The sequence below is a fragment of the Petroclostridium xylanilyticum genome, assembly GCF_002252565.1.
Lineage (GTDB): Bacteria > Bacillota > Clostridia > SK-Y3 > SK-Y3 > Petroclostridium > Petroclostridium xylanilyticum.
Genome location: NZ_NPML01000007.1, coordinates 206,409 through 222,459, shown reverse-complemented (window position 1 = coordinate 222,459; position 16,051 = coordinate 206,409). Strand labels below are relative to the sequence as shown.

At 37.7% G+C, this 16,051-nt stretch carries 15 protein-coding genes and 1 other annotated feature; of the genes, 11 read left to right on the top strand and 4 right to left on the bottom strand.

The window, feature by feature from the left end:
* Positions 1-275: 275 nt before the first annotated feature.
* From proB to CIB29_RS04325, 3 genes are all read left to right on the top strand, one after another.
* Complete coding sequence (proB, locus tag CIB29_RS04335) at positions 276-1,109, top strand: glutamate 5-kinase (RefSeq protein ID WP_094547152.1); 834 nt, start codon at positions 276-278, stop codon at positions 1,107-1,109.
* A 14-nt stretch (positions 1,110-1,123) separates the two neighbouring features.
* Complete coding sequence (locus tag CIB29_RS04330) at positions 1,124-2,368, top strand: glutamate-5-semialdehyde dehydrogenase (protein ID WP_094547150.1); 1,245 nt, start codon at positions 1,124-1,126, stop codon at positions 2,366-2,368.
* A 99-nt stretch (positions 2,369-2,467) separates the two neighbouring features.
* Positions 2,468-3,043, top strand: a complete 576-nt coding sequence (locus tag CIB29_RS04325) for a Uma2 family endonuclease (protein ID WP_094547148.1) — start codon at positions 2,468-2,470, stop codon at positions 3,041-3,043.
* Positions 3,044-3,111: 68 nt separating this feature from the next.
* Here CIB29_RS04325 and CIB29_RS04320 read toward each other — a convergent pair whose 3' ends face one another.
* The 4 genes from CIB29_RS04320 to CIB29_RS04305 form a co-directional block, all read right to left on the bottom strand.
* Positions 3,112-3,294, bottom strand: coding sequence for a hypothetical protein (locus CIB29_RS04320; RefSeq protein ID WP_094547146.1), 183 nt, complete (start codon positions 3,292-3,294; stop codon positions 3,112-3,114).
* 162 nt (positions 3,295-3,456) lie between these two features.
* Positions 3,457-3,840, bottom strand: coding sequence for an adenine nucleotide alpha hydrolase family protein (locus tag CIB29_RS04315; RefSeq protein WP_242965051.1), 384 nt, complete (start codon positions 3,838-3,840; stop codon positions 3,457-3,459).
* Between the two features lie 150 nt (positions 3,841-3,990).
* Positions 3,991-5,379, bottom strand: coding sequence for an argininosuccinate lyase (gene argH / locus CIB29_RS04310; RefSeq protein ID WP_094547142.1), 1,389 nt, complete (start codon positions 5,377-5,379; stop codon positions 3,991-3,993).
* Positions 5,380-5,465: 86 nt separating this feature from the next.
* Positions 5,466-6,677: an argininosuccinate synthase gene (locus CIB29_RS04305; protein WP_094547140.1), complete on the bottom strand. Its 1,212-nt coding sequence runs from the start codon at positions 6,675-6,677 to the stop codon at positions 5,466-5,468.
* Positions 6,678-6,930: 253 nt separating this feature from the next.
* Here CIB29_RS04305 and ruvC point away from each other — a divergent pair, with 253 nt between their 5' ends.
* The 8 genes from ruvC to pheT all read left to right on the top strand — a co-directional run bounded on the left by ruvC (position 6,931) and on the right by pheT (position 15,982).
* Positions 6,931-7,431 (top strand): crossover junction endodeoxyribonuclease RuvC, encoded by a 501-nt coding sequence (gene ruvC / locus CIB29_RS04300; protein ID WP_094547138.1) that lies wholly within the window; start codon positions 6,931-6,933, stop codon positions 7,429-7,431.
* A 150-nt stretch (positions 7,432-7,581) separates the two neighbouring features.
* Positions 7,582-8,178 carry a Holliday junction branch migration protein RuvA gene (gene ruvA, locus CIB29_RS04295; protein WP_094547136.1) on the top strand — a complete coding sequence of 199 codons (597 nt, stop codon included), beginning with the start codon at positions 7,582-7,584 and terminating at the stop codon, positions 8,176-8,178.
* A gap of 63 nt (positions 8,179-8,241) precedes the next feature.
* The gene (gene ruvB, locus CIB29_RS04290) at positions 8,242-9,246 is read left to right on the top strand and encodes a Holliday junction branch migration DNA helicase RuvB (RefSeq protein WP_423241284.1); all 1,005 of its coding nucleotides are present in this window, start codon (positions 8,242-8,244) and stop codon (positions 9,244-9,246) included.
* Between the two features lie 40 nt (positions 9,247-9,286).
* Positions 9,287-9,514 carry a DUF2905 domain-containing protein gene (locus CIB29_RS04285; protein ID WP_094547134.1) on the top strand — a complete coding sequence of 76 codons (228 nt, stop codon included), beginning with the start codon at positions 9,287-9,289 and terminating at the stop codon, positions 9,512-9,514.
* A 59-nt stretch (positions 9,515-9,573) separates the two neighbouring features.
* Positions 9,574-9,900: a hypothetical protein gene (locus tag CIB29_RS04280; protein WP_198543747.1), complete on the top strand. Its 327-nt coding sequence runs from the start codon at positions 9,574-9,576 to the stop codon at positions 9,898-9,900.
* Positions 9,901-10,066: 166 nt separating this feature from the next.
* Complete coding sequence (locus tag CIB29_RS04275) at positions 10,067-12,184, top strand: N-acetylmuramoyl-L-alanine amidase family protein (protein WP_094547097.1); 2,118 nt, start codon at positions 10,067-10,069, stop codon at positions 12,182-12,184.
* A gap of 59 nt (positions 12,185-12,243) precedes the next feature.
* Positions 12,244-12,488: a binding site (T-box leader), on the top strand.
* A gap of 65 nt (positions 12,489-12,553) precedes the next feature.
* Entirely contained in the window at positions 12,554-13,573 is a 1,020-nt protein-coding gene (pheS, locus tag CIB29_RS04270) for a phenylalanine--tRNA ligase subunit alpha (protein ID WP_094547095.1), read from the top strand.
* A gap of 21 nt (positions 13,574-13,594) precedes the next feature.
* On the top strand, positions 13,595-15,982 hold the full coding sequence (gene pheT, locus CIB29_RS04265) for a phenylalanine--tRNA ligase subunit beta (protein WP_094547093.1): 2,388 nt from the start codon (positions 13,595-13,597) through the stop codon (positions 15,980-15,982).
* Positions 15,983-16,051: the final 69 nt, after the last annotated feature.

Sequence of the window (16,051 nt, the reverse complement as noted above, 5' to 3'; positions counted from 1 at the left end):
TCTCGCTTGTCGCATTTTGCATTTTAAGGGATAATAGTGCGACAGGGGACGGTTCTCGCTTGTCGCATTTTGCATTTTAAGGGATAATAGTGCGACAGGGGACGGTTCTCGCTTGTCGCATTTTGCATTTTAAGGGATAATGAGTTAGCCTTGTAGATTAGTGATTACAATAATATTCATTAACTAAAAAATATATCCCTTATAGAAATTTTTACTTGAAATAAATAATATTGTTGGTAAAATATAATTATTAATAACATGAAAGAAGGATAAAAATGGACCAGATATTAAAAGAAATTCAGACTTCTCAACGAATAATTGTAAAAGTGGGTACATCCACTTTAACGTATGATACAGGAAAATTAAATTTAAAAAGAATTGAATGCCTTGTAAGGGTATTGTCAGACTTGAAAAATGAGGGCAGGCAGATCATACTTGTCACCTCCGGTGCAATTGGTGTGGGTGTTGGAAAGCTTGGACTCCGGCAAAGGCCAAAAACAACCCAGGAAAAGCAAGCTGTTGCCGCTGTAGGACAATGTGAGCTTATGCATCTTTATGATAAACTGTTTTCTGAATATGGTCATATTGTAGCACAAGTTCTGTTAACAAAAGATGTTGTAGAAGAAGCACACCGTAAAAGAAATGCCATAAACACTTTTAACACTTTGTTGGAATTAGGAATTATTCCTATAGTGAATGAAAATGATACGGTTGCAGTTGAAGAAATTGAATTTGGGGATAATGATACTTTATCGGCAGTGGTGGGTGCGCTGGTAAATGCTGACCTTTTAGTGATTCTTTCTGATATAGACGGCTTATACAATGCAGACCCCAGAATTGATTCAAGTGCAAAAATTATTCCTGTTGTAGAAGAAATTACCGAGGAAATTAAGAAATTGGCGGGTGGTGCCGGAAGTAACAGAGGGACCGGAGGCATGGCTACCAAAATTTCTGCAGCTGAAATTGCATGCAAAGCCGGAGTTAATATGATTATTGCCAACGGAGAAGATCCTAGAATATTATATGAGATTTTTGAAGGTAAACAGGTAGGTACTTTATTTTTGAAAGAAGGCCAGCATATTGTGCGGCAGTTAAAAGAGATTGTATAAGGGGGTTTCACAAAATGAGCGAATTGATTTTAAAAGGTGAAAAAGCTAAAAAAGCATCTTATCAATTATCAAACATTTCAACCATCATTAAAGACAATGCATTACAGGCAATTGCTGATGAGTTAATAAAAAATGAAGATAAAATCCTTGAAGCCAACAACAAGGATTTAACAAATGCAAAAGAAAAAGGGATTTCAGGAGCCCTGCTGGATAGATTAACTTTAAATAATAAAAGGATTTTATCAATGGCAGAAGGTGTTTTGCAGATTAAGAGCCTGCCGGACCCCATAGGTGAAGTAATCTCCATGTGGAAACGTCCAAACAATCTTACTATCGGACAGAAGAGAGTCCCCCTTGGGGTTATAGGAATCATATATGAAGCCCGGCCCAATGTAACAGTTGATGCCGCAGCCCTGTGCTTAAAGGCAGGAAATGCAGTTATACTGCGTGGCGGCAGTGAAGCAATCCACTCCAATAGGACAATCGTTGAAATCATGAATGAAGCTATAATAAAAGCAGGTTTACCGGAAGGAAGCATACAGCTTATTGAAGATACCCGCAGGGAAACTGCTGTAGAAATGATGAAGCTGAATAAATACATCGATGTACTTATTCCGCGCGGAGGGGCAGGGCTTATTCAGACAGTGGTAAATAATTCTACCGTTCCCGTTATTGAGACCGGTGTCGGCAACTGCCATGTGTATGTGGATGACGAATGTGACCAGGAAATGGCTGAAAAGATCGTCATCAATGCAAAGACCAGCCGCCCGGGAGTGTGCAATGCCGCAGAAACTCTTCTTGTCAGCAGAAAAATAGCACAGGAATTCCTGCCAAAAGTTTTAAGCAGCCTGAGGAAATTGAATGTAGAAATCAGAGGATGTGAAGAGGTCCAAAAAATATTTCCGGATGTTGTTCCGGCTACTGAAGAAGATTGGTATAAAGAATATCTTGACTACATCATTGCAGTAAAGGTAGTGGATGATATTGACCACGCTATTGAACATATCAATAAATATGGGACCAGGCATTCCGAGGCTATTGTTACTACTAACTATAATAAATCACAGCAATTCCTGCAGGAAGTTGATGCTGCAGCGGTATATGTAAATGCATCTACCCGGTTCACCGACGGTTTTGAATTCGGTTTTGGCTCAGAAATAGGAATCAGTACCCAGAAGCTGCACGCCCGGGGACCAATGGGATTAAAGGAATTGACCACAATTAAATATATTATATTTGGAAGCGGGCAGGTTCGGTGAAAGTATCATTTTTACCCAAATGAAAAATATAGTTTGAAAGCAGACATAAAACCAGCACAAATAAATACAATTTTATTGTTAAATGAAAGGAGTGGTTTTGTGCCATTGCCTCAAGAAAACAAAAAATACACTTATGCTGATTATTTAACCTGGCCGGAAGAAGAAAGATGGGAGATTATTGACGGGGTGCCCTATATGCAAGCTTCCCCGACCTGGCAGCATCAGGCGTTATCAAGAGAGTTGTTGACACAGTTTAGCAACTATCTCAAAGATAAACCCTGTCAAGTATTTGCTGCACCTTTCGATTTGAGAATCCCTTGTGGAAACGAGAAAGATGAACATACCACCAATGTCTTTCAGCCTGATATTCTTGTTGTTTGTGATAAAAAAGGATTAAAAGGTACCGGATATTATGGTGTACCATCTCTCATTATCGAAATATCTTCACCGTCAACTGCACGGAGAGACCGGGTATTGAAATTTAATAGATATGAAAATGCAGGAGTAAAGGAATATTGGATAGTTGAACCTGAAGGCAATTTTGTAAATGTCTTTATTCTTCAGGACAATAAAAGGTATGGCAGGCCGGAGGCTTATACCGAAGAAAATAAAGTCAAGGTATCTATTTTTCCTGACCTTATCATTGATTTAGCTCCTGTATTTGGTTCGATTTGACTGAATACGAAGCTGCATGTGGCAGTTTTATAATAAGACTATAAAAAGTTTGTAAGTAGTAAAACTTTTTATAGTCTTATTTGTTTGGAGAGTTCATTTAATTTTTTCAGCTCTTCATCAATCTTTTTTGAATTTTCATAGATTAAAATTTTTAATTTGTCCAAATCAATGTTTAGTAAATCGTTATTACTGCTAAAATTTTTTATATGTATCGGATAGTTTGTAAAAAAATTATCATAAAATAGACTCATAACTTCTATACCTCCCTGAGCATAAATAATCATTACCTTTATTTATAAATTATAATAAAATTTCTATGTTATAGAATTTTATATTTTATGTAAAAAGTTTGTAAAAAGACAAAAAAACCTTCATTCTCATGAAGGCTTTTTAATGTATTAAACCAAATTACTTTATGCAGAGACTATTCTGATTTCAACGGTGGGTAAAAGATGTTCCAACTGTCGTATAATATTAGTATTGTTGTGGGAATAGGGTGATTCTCCTAAAATAATTGTAGAAATCATATTCTTATTTGCAAACTCTGCCAGGGTATTTACTACATTATTGGAACGCAGAACAGTCATATCTGCACCTGCATTCTTGGAAATCTGAAACAAATATTCCAAGGCTTCACCCTCATGAGGGTTATCTAAAAAGTTTGAACCTTCTTTGGCTACATGGACGACAAAAACGTCTGCACCAACCTCAAGAGCAGTTTTTTTCCCAATTTTTATCAATCGTTCACAAGTTTTTTGTCGTGTTACGCACACCATAATTCTGGGAACCTTTTTCACATTTAAACCGCCTTTACACATATATAATTTTATCTATTTTTTTATAATAAGCTTAACAGCTTTAACGAGTATATTATACCACTGTTTGGTCACCCAGTAAACAAATGCAGTTAGCAACTATTTGCAATAGAATAAAAGTAAATAAAAGTATTAGAATATTTCTTTCATTTTCGAAATAAATTGCTTTCCATGTTCGATAGAATCCAAAACGGCTTTTTTGGCCGGGCCGCCGGGCAGAGATCTATCTTCAACGCAATGTTTAAGACTAATAGCCTGGTATATGTCTTCCTCGAAGAGCGGGGAGCAGTTTTTGTATTCATCTAATGATAAATCATCCAGATTTTTATTATTACGAATGCAGTACAATACCATTTTTCCAACTACTTCATGAGCTTCCCTGAAAGGCAGTCCTTTTTTGACCAGGTAATCGGCTACATCAGTGGCATTGGTAAAACCACCCTGTGCGCCTTTATACATGTTGGCCTTATTGGGTTTCATTGTCTCAATCATTTTAATAAATACAGGCAGACAAAGCTTTACGGTATCAATGGCGTCAAAAATTGCTTCTTTATCTTCCTGCATGTCCTTATTATAAGCAAGAGGCAAAGATTTCATGACTGTTAATAGCGCCATGAGGTCTCCATAAACCCTTCCTGTCTTTCCTCTGATTAGTTCTGCAACGTCCGGATTTTTTTTCTGCGGCATGATGCTGCTTCCGGTACTATAGGCATCATCCATTTCAATAAAAGAAAACTCATGGGTAGACCATAAAATCAACTCTTCACAGAAACGGCTCAAATGCATCATAACAATAGAGAGGCAGGAGGCCAATTCTATGGCAAAGTCTCTATCGCTTACCCCGTCAAGGCTATTTTGGGTAATTTCATCAAAGCCCAGCTGCCTGGCAACCAGGTGGCGGTTGAGGTTATAGGTTGTGCCTGCTAAAGCACCCGAGCCCAAGGGCATTACATTTATTCTTTTATAACAATCCATTAACCTCTCAATATCCCGTTTAAACATCTGGAAATAAGCCATTAAATGATGGGCAAAGGTTATGGGTTGAGCTTTTTGCAGATGTGTATAGCCGGGCATAATGGTTTCCAGATGGTTTTGACTTAATGATATAAGTACCTGTTCCAATTCAATAAGTATTGAACACAATTGGACAACTTCATCCTTCAGATACATCCGTATATCAAGCGCTACTTGGTCATTGCGGCTTCTGCCTGTGTGTAGTTTTTTTCCTACATCGCCAATTCTCGAAATAAGAATTTTTTCTATATTCATATGAATATCTTCTGCATCAATTTCAAATTCAATTTTGCCTGCTTCAATATCTGCCAATATTTCATGGAGAGTTTTCTGGATAAGTTGGGAATCTTCTTTAGAGATGATTCCACATTCTCCAAGCATATTTGCATGGGCAATGCTGCCCAAAATGTCCTGGCGGTACATCCGTTGGTCAAACCTTATAGATGAGTTGAAATCATCCACCATATGATCTGTGGCTTTTTGAAATCTGCCACCCCACAGCTTCATACATTATCACATCCTTTATCAATAATAGTTCGTGGCCTGTAGTTATAACAAAATATTTCTACCAGCCACGAACCTCTAACTGCGAATTATTTATTTTTTTCCATCATCATAGCTCTAACTTTTAACGGTAAACCGAACAAGTTAATAAAGCCTTCAGCATCCTTTTGGTTATAAACTTCATCTCTGCCGAAAGTTGCAATTGCTTCATTATACAGAGAGAATTCAGACTTTGCTCCTGCAGGCATACAGTTACCCTTATAAAGTTTGAGTCTTACAGTGCCTGTCACTGTTCTTTGAGTGCTGTCCACAAATGCTGATAAAGCTTCTCTCAAAGGCGTATACCAGTTTCCATCATAAACCAGCTCTGCAAATTTGATTGCAATCATTTCCTTGTAATGAAGGGTTTGTCTGTCTAATGTCAGGTATTCCAGTTCCCTATGTGCGGTGTAAAGGATTGTTCCTCCCGGTGTTTCATATACACCGCGGGATTTCATTCCAACAAGCCTGTTTTCCACAATATCCGCAATACCTATGCCATTTTCTCCTCCTATTTTATTCAATTCCTGGATCAACTCAACGGGGCCATATTCTTTGCCGTTAATTTTTTTAGGAATCCCCTGTTCAAAATAAATTTCCACATAAGTTGGTTGTTCTGGAGCTTTTTCAGGGGTTGTCATCAATTTAAGCAATTTATCGTACTGTGGTTCATTCCACGGGTCTTCAAGGTCAGAACCTTCATGGCTGAGATGCCACAAATTCCTATCCATGCTGTAATTGTCTTTCTTGGTAACAGGAATGGGTATATTTCTTGCCTGGGCGTAGTCAATGGCGTCTTCCCTGGACTTAATATCCCATATTCTCCACGGAGCTATGATCTTCAGATGAGGTGCCAATGCTTTCACTGTAAGCTCAAACCTAACCTGGTCATTACCTTTTCCGGTTGCTCCATGGCATATGGCAACAGCACCTTCTTTTTTGGCTATTTCCACAAGCCTTTTTGCAATACAGGGCCTTGCAAAGGAGGTACCTAATAAATATTTGCCTTCATATACGGCACCGGCTTTTAGTGTAGGAAATATAAAGTCGGTAACAAATTCTTCCTTAAGATCTTCTATATAAATTTTACTTGCACCGGTCTTGATTGCTTTTTCCCTTAAAGGAGCCAGTTCTTCTCCTTGTCCTACGTCTGCAGCCATGGCAATTACTTCATAGTCGTAATTTTCTTTCAACCATGGTATAATAATGGAAGTATCTAAACCGCCCGAATAGGCTAATACTACTTTTTCTTTACTACTCATATGCAAAATCCTCCTTGTTATGATAAAATATGCTTTGGAAAAGTTCTGTGTATATTATATATGATGATGTATAAATATTCAATAGTAAAATGAAAAGATATTAATATAAAAATAAAGGAGAGAGGACAGTTGGGAGTTTGGAATTAAGAATTTACAATTAATGGAAGGTTGTAACGATGAATACGGAATGAAATATTATGCATAAAAAAGTATAAATATAAATAAAATTACTTATAGATGAGAGGCAAGGAACATGGTAATATTGGGAATTGACCCGGGTATTGCAATTGTCGGCTATGGTATAATAAAATATGAAGGAAACAAGTTTACTGTCATAGATTACGGAGCTGTTACTACTGCTCCGTCCATGAGCTTACCCGAAAGACTTAAAGTGATATACCGGGAGACTGAAGGTTTAATTGATACTTACCATCCTGATGTGGTTACTGTGGAGGAATTGTTTTTTAATAAAAATGTAAAAACAGCTCTTACTGTTGGACATGGCAGAGGTGTGGCAATTCTTGCAGCAGCCAACAAAGGATTGAATATTTATGAATATACTCCACTGCAGGTGAAGCAGTCAGTAGTGGGTTATGGGAGGGCAGAAAAGGCGCAGGTACAGCAGATGGTGAAAGTAATATTATCGCTAACTGCAGTTCCCAAGCCTGATGATGTTGCCGATGCCTTGGCTGTAGCAGTTTGTCACGCCCATTCGGCCAATATGAATAACAGGTTGAGGCATGGGTACATTTAATTTAATTGATGAATATTATGGAAAGGACGTTGTGAAAAGCCTTAGAGCCTGTTAAATAATATTCATCAACTAAAAAATATGCACACATTGAGGAATTTTAAGATTGGAAACTAAAAACCATCAACTATTTTTGAAAGGTTGTGTATTATTTTGTTTGCATACTTAAGAGGAAATATAGAGTATGTCAAAGATAACCATATTATTGTTGATGTGAATGGGGTAGGATATAAGGTTCATACTTCAGCTTCTACTATAGAAAGATTGCCTCCATTACATCAGCAAGTCAAGGTGTATACTTATTTATACATAAAAGAAGATGCAATGGACCTGTATGGCTTTGTAGATGAAGAAGAATTATCTATGTTTGAGCTGTTGATCTCTGTTTCTGGTGTTGGTCCAAAAGCAGCCCTTGCAATTTTATCTACTACATCCCCGTCCAAATTTGCTTTAGCAGTGGTTGGTTCAGATGTTAAAACCATTACTAGGGCTCCCGGAATTGGAAATAAACTTGCTCAGCGAATAATATTGGAACTTAAGGATAAAATCAAGTCAGAGGACTTAATAAGTTTAAAAGGAGAAGAAGAAACCTTTACAGGGCAGCCTAATTATTCATCTGAAGCGGTCCATGCACTGGTTGTCCTGGGATATTCCTTTGCAGAAGCTACCCGGGCAGTCCAATCGGTGAAAGGTGAAGGGTTGGAAGTGGAAGAGATTGTTAAACAAGCATTGAAAAACTCACTAAAGTGACATAATATGAAAATAGTGGGGAGTGTGTGACGGCTAGTATGTTAATTAAAACAGGGGGTAATTATGGATATTGATAATCGTATTATTACTACGCAGCTGGTTGAAGAAGATTTTGATATTGAAACCAGTCTCAGACCTAAGACACTGGACGAATATATAGGACAGGGCAAGGTAAAAGAAAACCTTATGGTATTTATAGAAGCTGCAAAACGAAGAAAAGAGGCTTTGGATCACGTTTTGCTGTATGGTCCGCCCGGATTAGGGAAAACTACTCTTGCAAATATCATCGCAAATGAAATGGGGGTAAGCATCCGTATAACGTCCGGACCTGCCATTGAAAAGGCTGGAGACCTTGCTGCCATCCTTACAAATTTGGGCCACCATGACATTTTATTTATTGACGAGATTCACCGGTTAAATAGAAGTGTTGAAGAAATACTTTATCCCGCAATGGAAGACTATGCTTTGGATATTATCATTGGAAAAGGCCCTAGTGCACGCTCCATCCGGCTGGATTTGCCAAAGTTTACTTTGATAGGTGCTACTACCAGGGCAGGTTTGTTAACCTCGCCGTTAAGGGATAGGTTTGGGGTAATAAGCAGATTAGAGTTATACAGTCCACAAGAATTAAAGAATATTGTCGTGCGCTCAGCCAGTATATTGGGAATAGAAATTGATGCTGCAGGAGCAGAAGAAATTGCAAAGCGCTCCCGGGGAACTCCCAGAATAGCCAACCGTCTTCTAAAACGGGTAAGAGACTTTGCTCAAGTTAAGGCAAATGGCAGGATCACAAAAGAAGTAGCTGATTTTGCTTTGAACGCACTTGAGATAGATAATATTGGCCTGGATATGGTAGATAGGAGAATGATACTTGCAATTATAAAAAAATTTGGCGGCGGTCCTGTGGGACTGGAAACTCTTGCTGCTTCCATCGGGGAAGAAAGTACTACTATTGAAGATGTATATGAGCCTTATCTTTTGCAGTTAGGGTTTATCAATCGAACGCCCCGGGGAAGGACAGTAACCAAGCTGGCGTATGAGCATTTTGGAATTGAATATCAGGAATGAGGCTGAGGTCTAGAAATTAAATCGATAGGAGGGATCAACAATGTTTGATATTTCTTCATCTATTGGTAAAATGCTTATAACCTTCGGAGTTATTATGATTGCGGTTGGAATTATTTTTATATTTGGCAGTAAGATAGGAATAGGCAGATTGCCGGGAGATATTGCAATAAGAAAAGGAAATTTTGCATTCTATTTCCCAATTGTTACGTCTATTCTTTTAAGTGTAATTTTAACAATTGTTCTAAATATCATAAAAAGATTTTTTTAGATGTAAAAATAATTTAACTCCTTTTTTGACAAAATAATTTTAAAGGAGTTGATTTTATTATGTTAAATAGCGTTGTGGAAACAAGAAGTGTCAATGATGGTCTTCACAGAATTATGCTGGAAATTCCGGAAAAGGAATACGAAGCAATATATGATCAATATACTAATGAAATAGCTTCTGAATTTTTGACATATTACCTGGAAAATAGAAATGATGACGGCAAGCCGTCAGATATTCAAATCCAGCATGATAAAAATGCTCATGTCGTACGAATAGCAGCAAATCTTCATTATCTTGAAAATGAGCATACATCCTATAGCAGACACTATGGCAATTATTTTGAAGATATAGAAGGTAATAAGTATGATATAAACAAAACCCATTAAAAAAGAGTCTACACTTGTTTTACCAGGTGTAGACTCTTTTTAGCCATTTTGTTACAAAAGTTTTACAATTATTTTACAATTGGCCTTTTCGGCTGGTTTTTTGAAGGAAAAAAAGGTTTTGTGTCGAATTGTATTTAATGGCAAATTTTTTGTGAGGTGCAATATAATGAAAAGGCTAATTGTTTTGTTCGTATGTTTTATGCTTTTACTAATCAACATCCCGGTATACGCACAAGTGAACACATCAAGCGCAACTAAATATTATTACGATGGACAGTGGCATGATTATAATATTCCGCCTACCTATCTTCAGGTAAATGGTGAAATGCTGCAAACGGATATGCCGCCAATCATATTCGATGACCGTTCCGTAGTACCTGCCAGGGCAGTATTTGAAAAGCTTGGCGCAAAAGTATCATGGGACGAAGCTAAATCCCAGGTAGCAGTTTCTATGAACAATACCAACATATTGCTTACTATTAATGATAAGATTGCTATTGTAAATGATAAAAAATATGAGATGGAAATCCCATCTAAAATTATTAACTCAAGGACCATGATCCCAACCCGTTTTGTGGCAGAAATGCTTGGTATGAAAGTAGATTGGAAAGCTGCCCAACGGTTGATTACAATAGACTACACACCGTCTGATGTAGTTTTTAACCCTGATAGTCCTCCGGAAAAAAACGAAAAGGCTGCAGATGTGAAGATCAATAAAATTGAATATACAACCAAAGATAATAAATCAAGGATAATAGTTAGTTCTGATTCAGCCATTGACCAATACTCAACTTTTGAGCTGGAGGATCATCCGAGACTTGTTATAGACGTAAAAAATGCTGTTTTAGATGTTGAAAAAAAAGAATTTGAAATTAATTATAATAATATTTCTAAAATAAGGTCTGCACAGTATGAGATCAATCCGAATGTTACCCGTGTTGTTGTGGACTTAAAAATGTGGACAAGCTATAAAATAGAATTATCCCGGGACAAAAAGCAGCTTTATATTGATTTTAATAACGCGATTGCTAATGTTACGAATGTGAAATTTACTCAATCCGGCAGCATAAATACAGTCGACATCAGCATGGACTATTTACAAAAACCTAGTATGTCCCGATACAGTAATCCGGATAGAATAGTTTTAGATATTCCATTAGCTAAATTAGATGCTGCTGAAAAAGTTATTAAGGCTAATGGAAATATTGTAAAGTCAGTTAGATATGCACAATATGATCCCAATACTGTTAGAATCGTGGTGGATGTAGAAGGGCAGCCACAATTTGAAGTTAAAGAGACAACAAACGGATTGAAGTTGGAAATTACGACTCCATCCTATAAAAATGTTTACTATAGTAATATGGATAAACCTCAACTTATTATTTACGGCAGTAATACGATCTCTGATTATACTGAAAAGAGTGACCCCTACAGCAATAAACATACTATTTCCGTTCCTTATTCCTGGTTGGATTTAGGGACTGGAAGGATACATATTAATGATGTGTATTTTGATTATATAGATATTACTAAGAATACTCAAACCGCAACTACCGATATCGTTTTTTATGCAAAGAAGCCATATAAATATTTAGTGAATGCCCAGACAACCGGTGGAAAAACAATTATTGATGTTGTAGAAGATAAAAGCAATGTCCCGGATTCTTCAAATATACCTGCTAATTTGGAGCTAAATCCCGGAGCCAAGAATAAGGTGGTAGTAATAGACCCAGGACATGGAGGGAAAGACCCTGGAGCTGTCTATAAAGATGAGATTAAAGAGAAAGATGCCAATTTGGATATATCTCTAAGGTTATATAAGATGCTTAAGAATGCCGGCGTAAAAGTATACATTACCAGAAAAGATGATGCTTTCGTTGAATTGGCTGAAAGGGCGGAGCTTGCAAACAGGCTGGATGCAACACTATTTATAAGTGTACATAATAATGCAATACAAGATCCCGATTATGATGGCACAATGACATTGTATTATCCGTCATCTTCTGACTATTATTCTGCTTACGGTATTACCGGACGCAGGTTAGCTCAAATTGTCCAGGAAGAGATGGTAAAACATCTGGGCACTACAGACAGGGGATTAAGAGAAAGACCTAAACTTGTAGTCTTGAATAAGACCAAAATGCCTGCAGTTATTGCCGAAGTAGCTTTTCTCACCAATGAGTCGGATAGACAGAAATTAAAAACTGATTCCTTCCTGCAAAAAGCGGCAGACGCATTATATGTTGCAACAATAAGGGCGTTAAATGAAAGTGTGTCAAAATAATCTTAATGCCCCTTGATATGTTGAATTGAGTGTGTTATAATACTGCACAAATTAAAAGTTGAAAAGTAATGAAGGAGAAGAGTAGGTTAAAACTGGCCATCAGAGAGAAAGTGTCACCGGCTGAAAACACTTTTTGGAAAAGTTTAACTGAAGTTCGCTCTGGAACTGTATTACTGAAAAGTTAACCGTGTAGTAAGTAATACCGGTGGGAACCGTTACATGACAATGAGCGCTTGTTGGCACTTTTTTTAGTGCACGCAAGAAGCAGGGTGGTACCGCGGAAAAATATGCCTTCGTCCCTATTACGGGGACAAAGGCATTTATTTTTTTGTATATTTTGTATATATTATGAAAGGAGTATTTGATACAATGAAAGAGCAGCTTAACAGTATCAGGTTTAATGCTGAAAAAGAACTGGAGAATATTTCGTCAATACAGGAATTAGAAAACGTAAGAATAAAGTATCTGGGAAAAAAAGGTGAGCTAACCTCGGTACTTAGGGGTATGGGTGCCTTATCTGCAGAAGAAAGACCGGTCATTGGTCAACTGGCAAATGAAATTAGAGGTTATTTGGAAGAAAAAATCGATAATGTAAAACAGGTATTGGTAAAGAAAGAGAAGCAGGAGAAGCTTCAACAGGAAGTGATAGATGTAACCATGCCTGGGAAAAGGAGAAGTTTAGGTAAAAAACATCCTCTTAGTATTGTATTGGATGAAATAAAAGATATTTTTATAGGGATGGGTTTCGAAATTGCTGAAGGTCCTGAAGTAGAACTGGATTACTATAATTTTGAAGCCTTAAATATTCCAAAAAACCATCCGGCAAGAGATACACAGGATACTTTTTACATTAATGAAAATATCGTTTTAAGAACGCAAACTTCTCCAGTCCAAATTAGGACAATGGAAAACAAGAAACCTCCTATCCGGGTTATTTCACCCGGGAGAGTTTACCGCTCTGATGCCGTGGATGCAACTCACTCTCCTGTATTCCATCAGATTGAGGGTTTGGTGGTAGATAAAAATGTTACAATGGGAGATTTAAAAGGGACACTGGAAGTATTTGCAAAGAGGTTGTATGGAGAAGATGCAAAAGTACGGTTCAGGCCGCACCATTTTCCATTTACTGAGCCTAGTGCCGAGATGGATGTATCCTGTTTTGTATGTGGTGGTTCAGGATGCAGAGTATGTAAGGGGGAAGGCTGGATTGAAATCCTTGGTTCAGGAATGGTGCACCCCAAGGTGTTAAAAATTTGCGGCATTGACCCGGAAGAATATAGCGGTTTTGCTTTTGGCATGGGTCTGGAAAGAATCGTTATGAGGAGATTTGATATTGATGATTTAAGATTGTTCTTTGAGAATGATATGAGGTTCTTAAAACAATTTTGATTTAGAAAGGAGTTATATTTTATGAAAATTCCCATGAGTTGGCTGAAAGATTATGTTGATATAGAAGTAACACCTGAAGAATACGCTTCAGCAATGACCATGTCCGGGTCCAAGGTGGAGGGGATAGAAAAAACCGGAGAAGATATTCAAAATGTAGTTGTAGGAAAAATATTAACGGTAGAAAAACATCCTGATGCGGATAAACTGCAAGTATCCCAGGTAGATTTAGGTGATGAAGTTGTGCAGATTGTGACAGGAGCAACTAACATTTATGCCGGGGCCTGTATTCCTGTTGCCAGACATGGAGCAAAGCTGCCTGGAGGTGTTACAATCAAGAAGGGTAAATTAAGGGGCGTGGAATCCAATGGAATGATGTGTTCTATTGAAGAGTTGGGTTTAACCAAAGAAGATTATCCAAACGCTCCTGATCATGGAATTTTAATTTTAGATGGTGAATATGCGTTAGGTAAAGATATAAAAGAGGTATTAGGATTAAATGAGAATGTCATTGAGTTTGAAATTACATCAAACCGTCCCGATTGTCTAAGTGTAATTGGTTTGGCGAGGGAAACCGCAGTTACACTTGATAAAGTGTTTAAAAGGCCGCTGGTAAAGGTAAAAGAAGCAGGAGAAGATGTAAGTGCTTATGCTTCGATAGAGGTTTTGGCCCCTGATTTGTGTCCGCGGTATGCGGCCAGGGTGATAAAAAATGTAAAAATAGAACCTTCACCCAAGTGGATGCGTGACAGGCTGAGGGCATGCGGTGTAAGATCTATTAATAATATTGTAGATATCACAAACTATGTAATGCTCGAATTCGGCCAGCCAATGCATGCTTTTGATTTGAAAAACCTTAGTGGAAACAAGATTGTTGTCCGAAGGGCAGAGGATGAGGAAATCATACAAACCCTTGACGGACAGGAACGAAAACTTGATAGCAGCATGTTGGTCATTGCAGATGCAGAAAAGCCGGTTGCTGTAGCAGGGGTAATGGGTGGCGCAAACTCTGAAGTTACGCAAGATACGAAAACCATCTTATTTGAATCTGCTAATTTCCTGGGAAGTTCTATAAGACTGACGGCCAAAAAGCTGGGTATGAGAACAGAGGCATCCGCGCGGTTTGAAAAAGGATTAGACGTAAACAATGTTGTAAGAGCACTTGATAGGGCGTGCCAGCTTATCACTGAACTGGGCGCAGGGGAAGTTGTGAACGGAATCATAGACGTAAACAACAGCAGTGTAACACCTGTACAACTAAAATTGCGTCCTGATAAGATTAATGCTTTCTTAGGAACAAATATCAGCAAAGAATATATGGTAGATATTCTTCGAAAGCTTGAATTTGAAGTAGATGAAGAAAAAATGCTTGTCACTGTTCCGACATTTAGGTCCGACGTGGAATCAGAAGCGGACCTTGCTGAGGAAATAGCAAGAATATATGGCTATGATAAAATAGAATCTACACTTTTGTCCGGAAAAACGACGCAGGGAAGAAAGAACCGCAAGCAGCTGCTTGAGGATAAAATTAAAAATTGTTTAATTGCCCAAGGACTTTCCGAGATTATTACCTATTCCTTCACCAGTCCTAAAATATTCGATTATTTGAATATACCACAAGACAGCGAATTGAGAAAGGTGGTTACTATTTCCAACCCTCTGGGAGAAGAAAACAGTATCATGAGAACGACTACTTTATCCGGAATGCTTGAAGTCATGGCAAGAAACTATAACCATAGGGTGGAACAGGTGAAGTTATTTGAATTAGGAAGCATTTATATACCTAAAGCTTTGCCGGTGCAGGAACTGCCTGAAGAAAAACTGGTTGTCACACTGGGAATGTATGGGGAAAGTGATTTTTATCTGCTTAAAGGAGTTGTAGAAGAATTATTATATATTTTAGGTATTCAGGAATATGAAATTATTCCTGAAAAAAACAATCCATCTTTCCATCCAGGCAGAACGGCAAAGGTTTACATCAACCAAAAAGAATTAGGAATTATGGGTGAGGTCCATCCTGATGTGCTGGAAAATTATGAACTTGCTGTTCGTTCCTATGTGGCAATGTTAGATTTTAACACTCTTTTGGAAAATGCAAACATGGTAGCACAATACAAGCCTCTGCCAAAATATCCTGCCGTAACAAGGGATATTGCCATGCTGGTGAAGGATGAAATTATGGTAAAACAAATAGAAGATATTATCAAGCAGTGCTCAGGCAAGCTTCTTGAAGATGTGAAACTATTTGATGTCTATAAAGGAAAGCAAATTCCGGAAGGAATGAAAAGTGTAGCCTACTCCATTACCTTTAGGGCCAGCGACAGGACACTCACCGATGAAGATATCAATAAAGTATTTAATAAGATTATTAACGGTTTAAAAACTAATTTGGATGCACAGTTAAGAGAATAAAAAATTGTTAATTGTTCACGGTTCACGGGTAAATATATAATGATTTCTGTGAACCGTGAACTAATTTAT

What these genes read in the sequence shown, in the direction of transcription:
- proB (WP_094547152.1), top strand. Translation starts at nt 276, where the DNA reads ATGGACCAGATATTAAAAGAAATTCAGACTTCTCAACGAATAATTGTA.
- CIB29_RS04330 (WP_094547150.1), top strand. Translation starts at nt 1,124, where the DNA reads ATGAGCGAATTGATTTTAAAAGGTGAAAAAGCTAAAAAAGCATCTTAT.
- CIB29_RS04320 (WP_094547146.1), bottom strand. Translation starts at nt 3,294, where the DNA reads ATGAGTCTATTTTATGATAATTTTTTTACAAACTATCCGATACATATA.
- argH (WP_094547142.1), bottom strand. Translation starts at nt 5,379, where the DNA reads ATGAAGCTGTGGGGTGGCAGATTTCAAAAAGCCACAGATCATATGGTG.
- CIB29_RS04305 (WP_094547140.1), bottom strand. Translation starts at nt 6,677, where the DNA reads ATGAGTAGTAAAGAAAAAGTAGTATTAGCCTATTCGGGCGGTTTAGAT.
- ruvC (WP_094547138.1), top strand. Translation starts at nt 6,931, where the DNA reads ATGGTAATATTGGGAATTGACCCGGGTATTGCAATTGTCGGCTATGGT.
- ruvB (WP_423241284.1), top strand. Translation starts at nt 8,242, where the DNA reads ATGGATATTGATAATCGTATTATTACTACGCAGCTGGTTGAAGAAGAT.
- CIB29_RS04285 (WP_094547134.1), top strand. Translation starts at nt 9,287, where the DNA reads ATGTTTGATATTTCTTCATCTATTGGTAAAATGCTTATAACCTTCGGA.
- CIB29_RS04280 (WP_198543747.1), top strand. Translation starts at nt 9,574, where the DNA reads ATGTTAAATAGCGTTGTGGAAACAAGAAGTGTCAATGATGGTCTTCAC.
- CIB29_RS04275 (WP_094547097.1), top strand. Translation starts at nt 10,067, where the DNA reads ATGAAAAGGCTAATTGTTTTGTTCGTATGTTTTATGCTTTTACTAATC.
- pheS (WP_094547095.1), top strand. Translation starts at nt 12,554, where the DNA reads ATGAAAGAGCAGCTTAACAGTATCAGGTTTAATGCTGAAAAAGAACTG.
- pheT (WP_094547093.1), top strand. Translation starts at nt 13,595, where the DNA reads ATGAAAATTCCCATGAGTTGGCTGAAAGATTATGTTGATATAGAAGTA.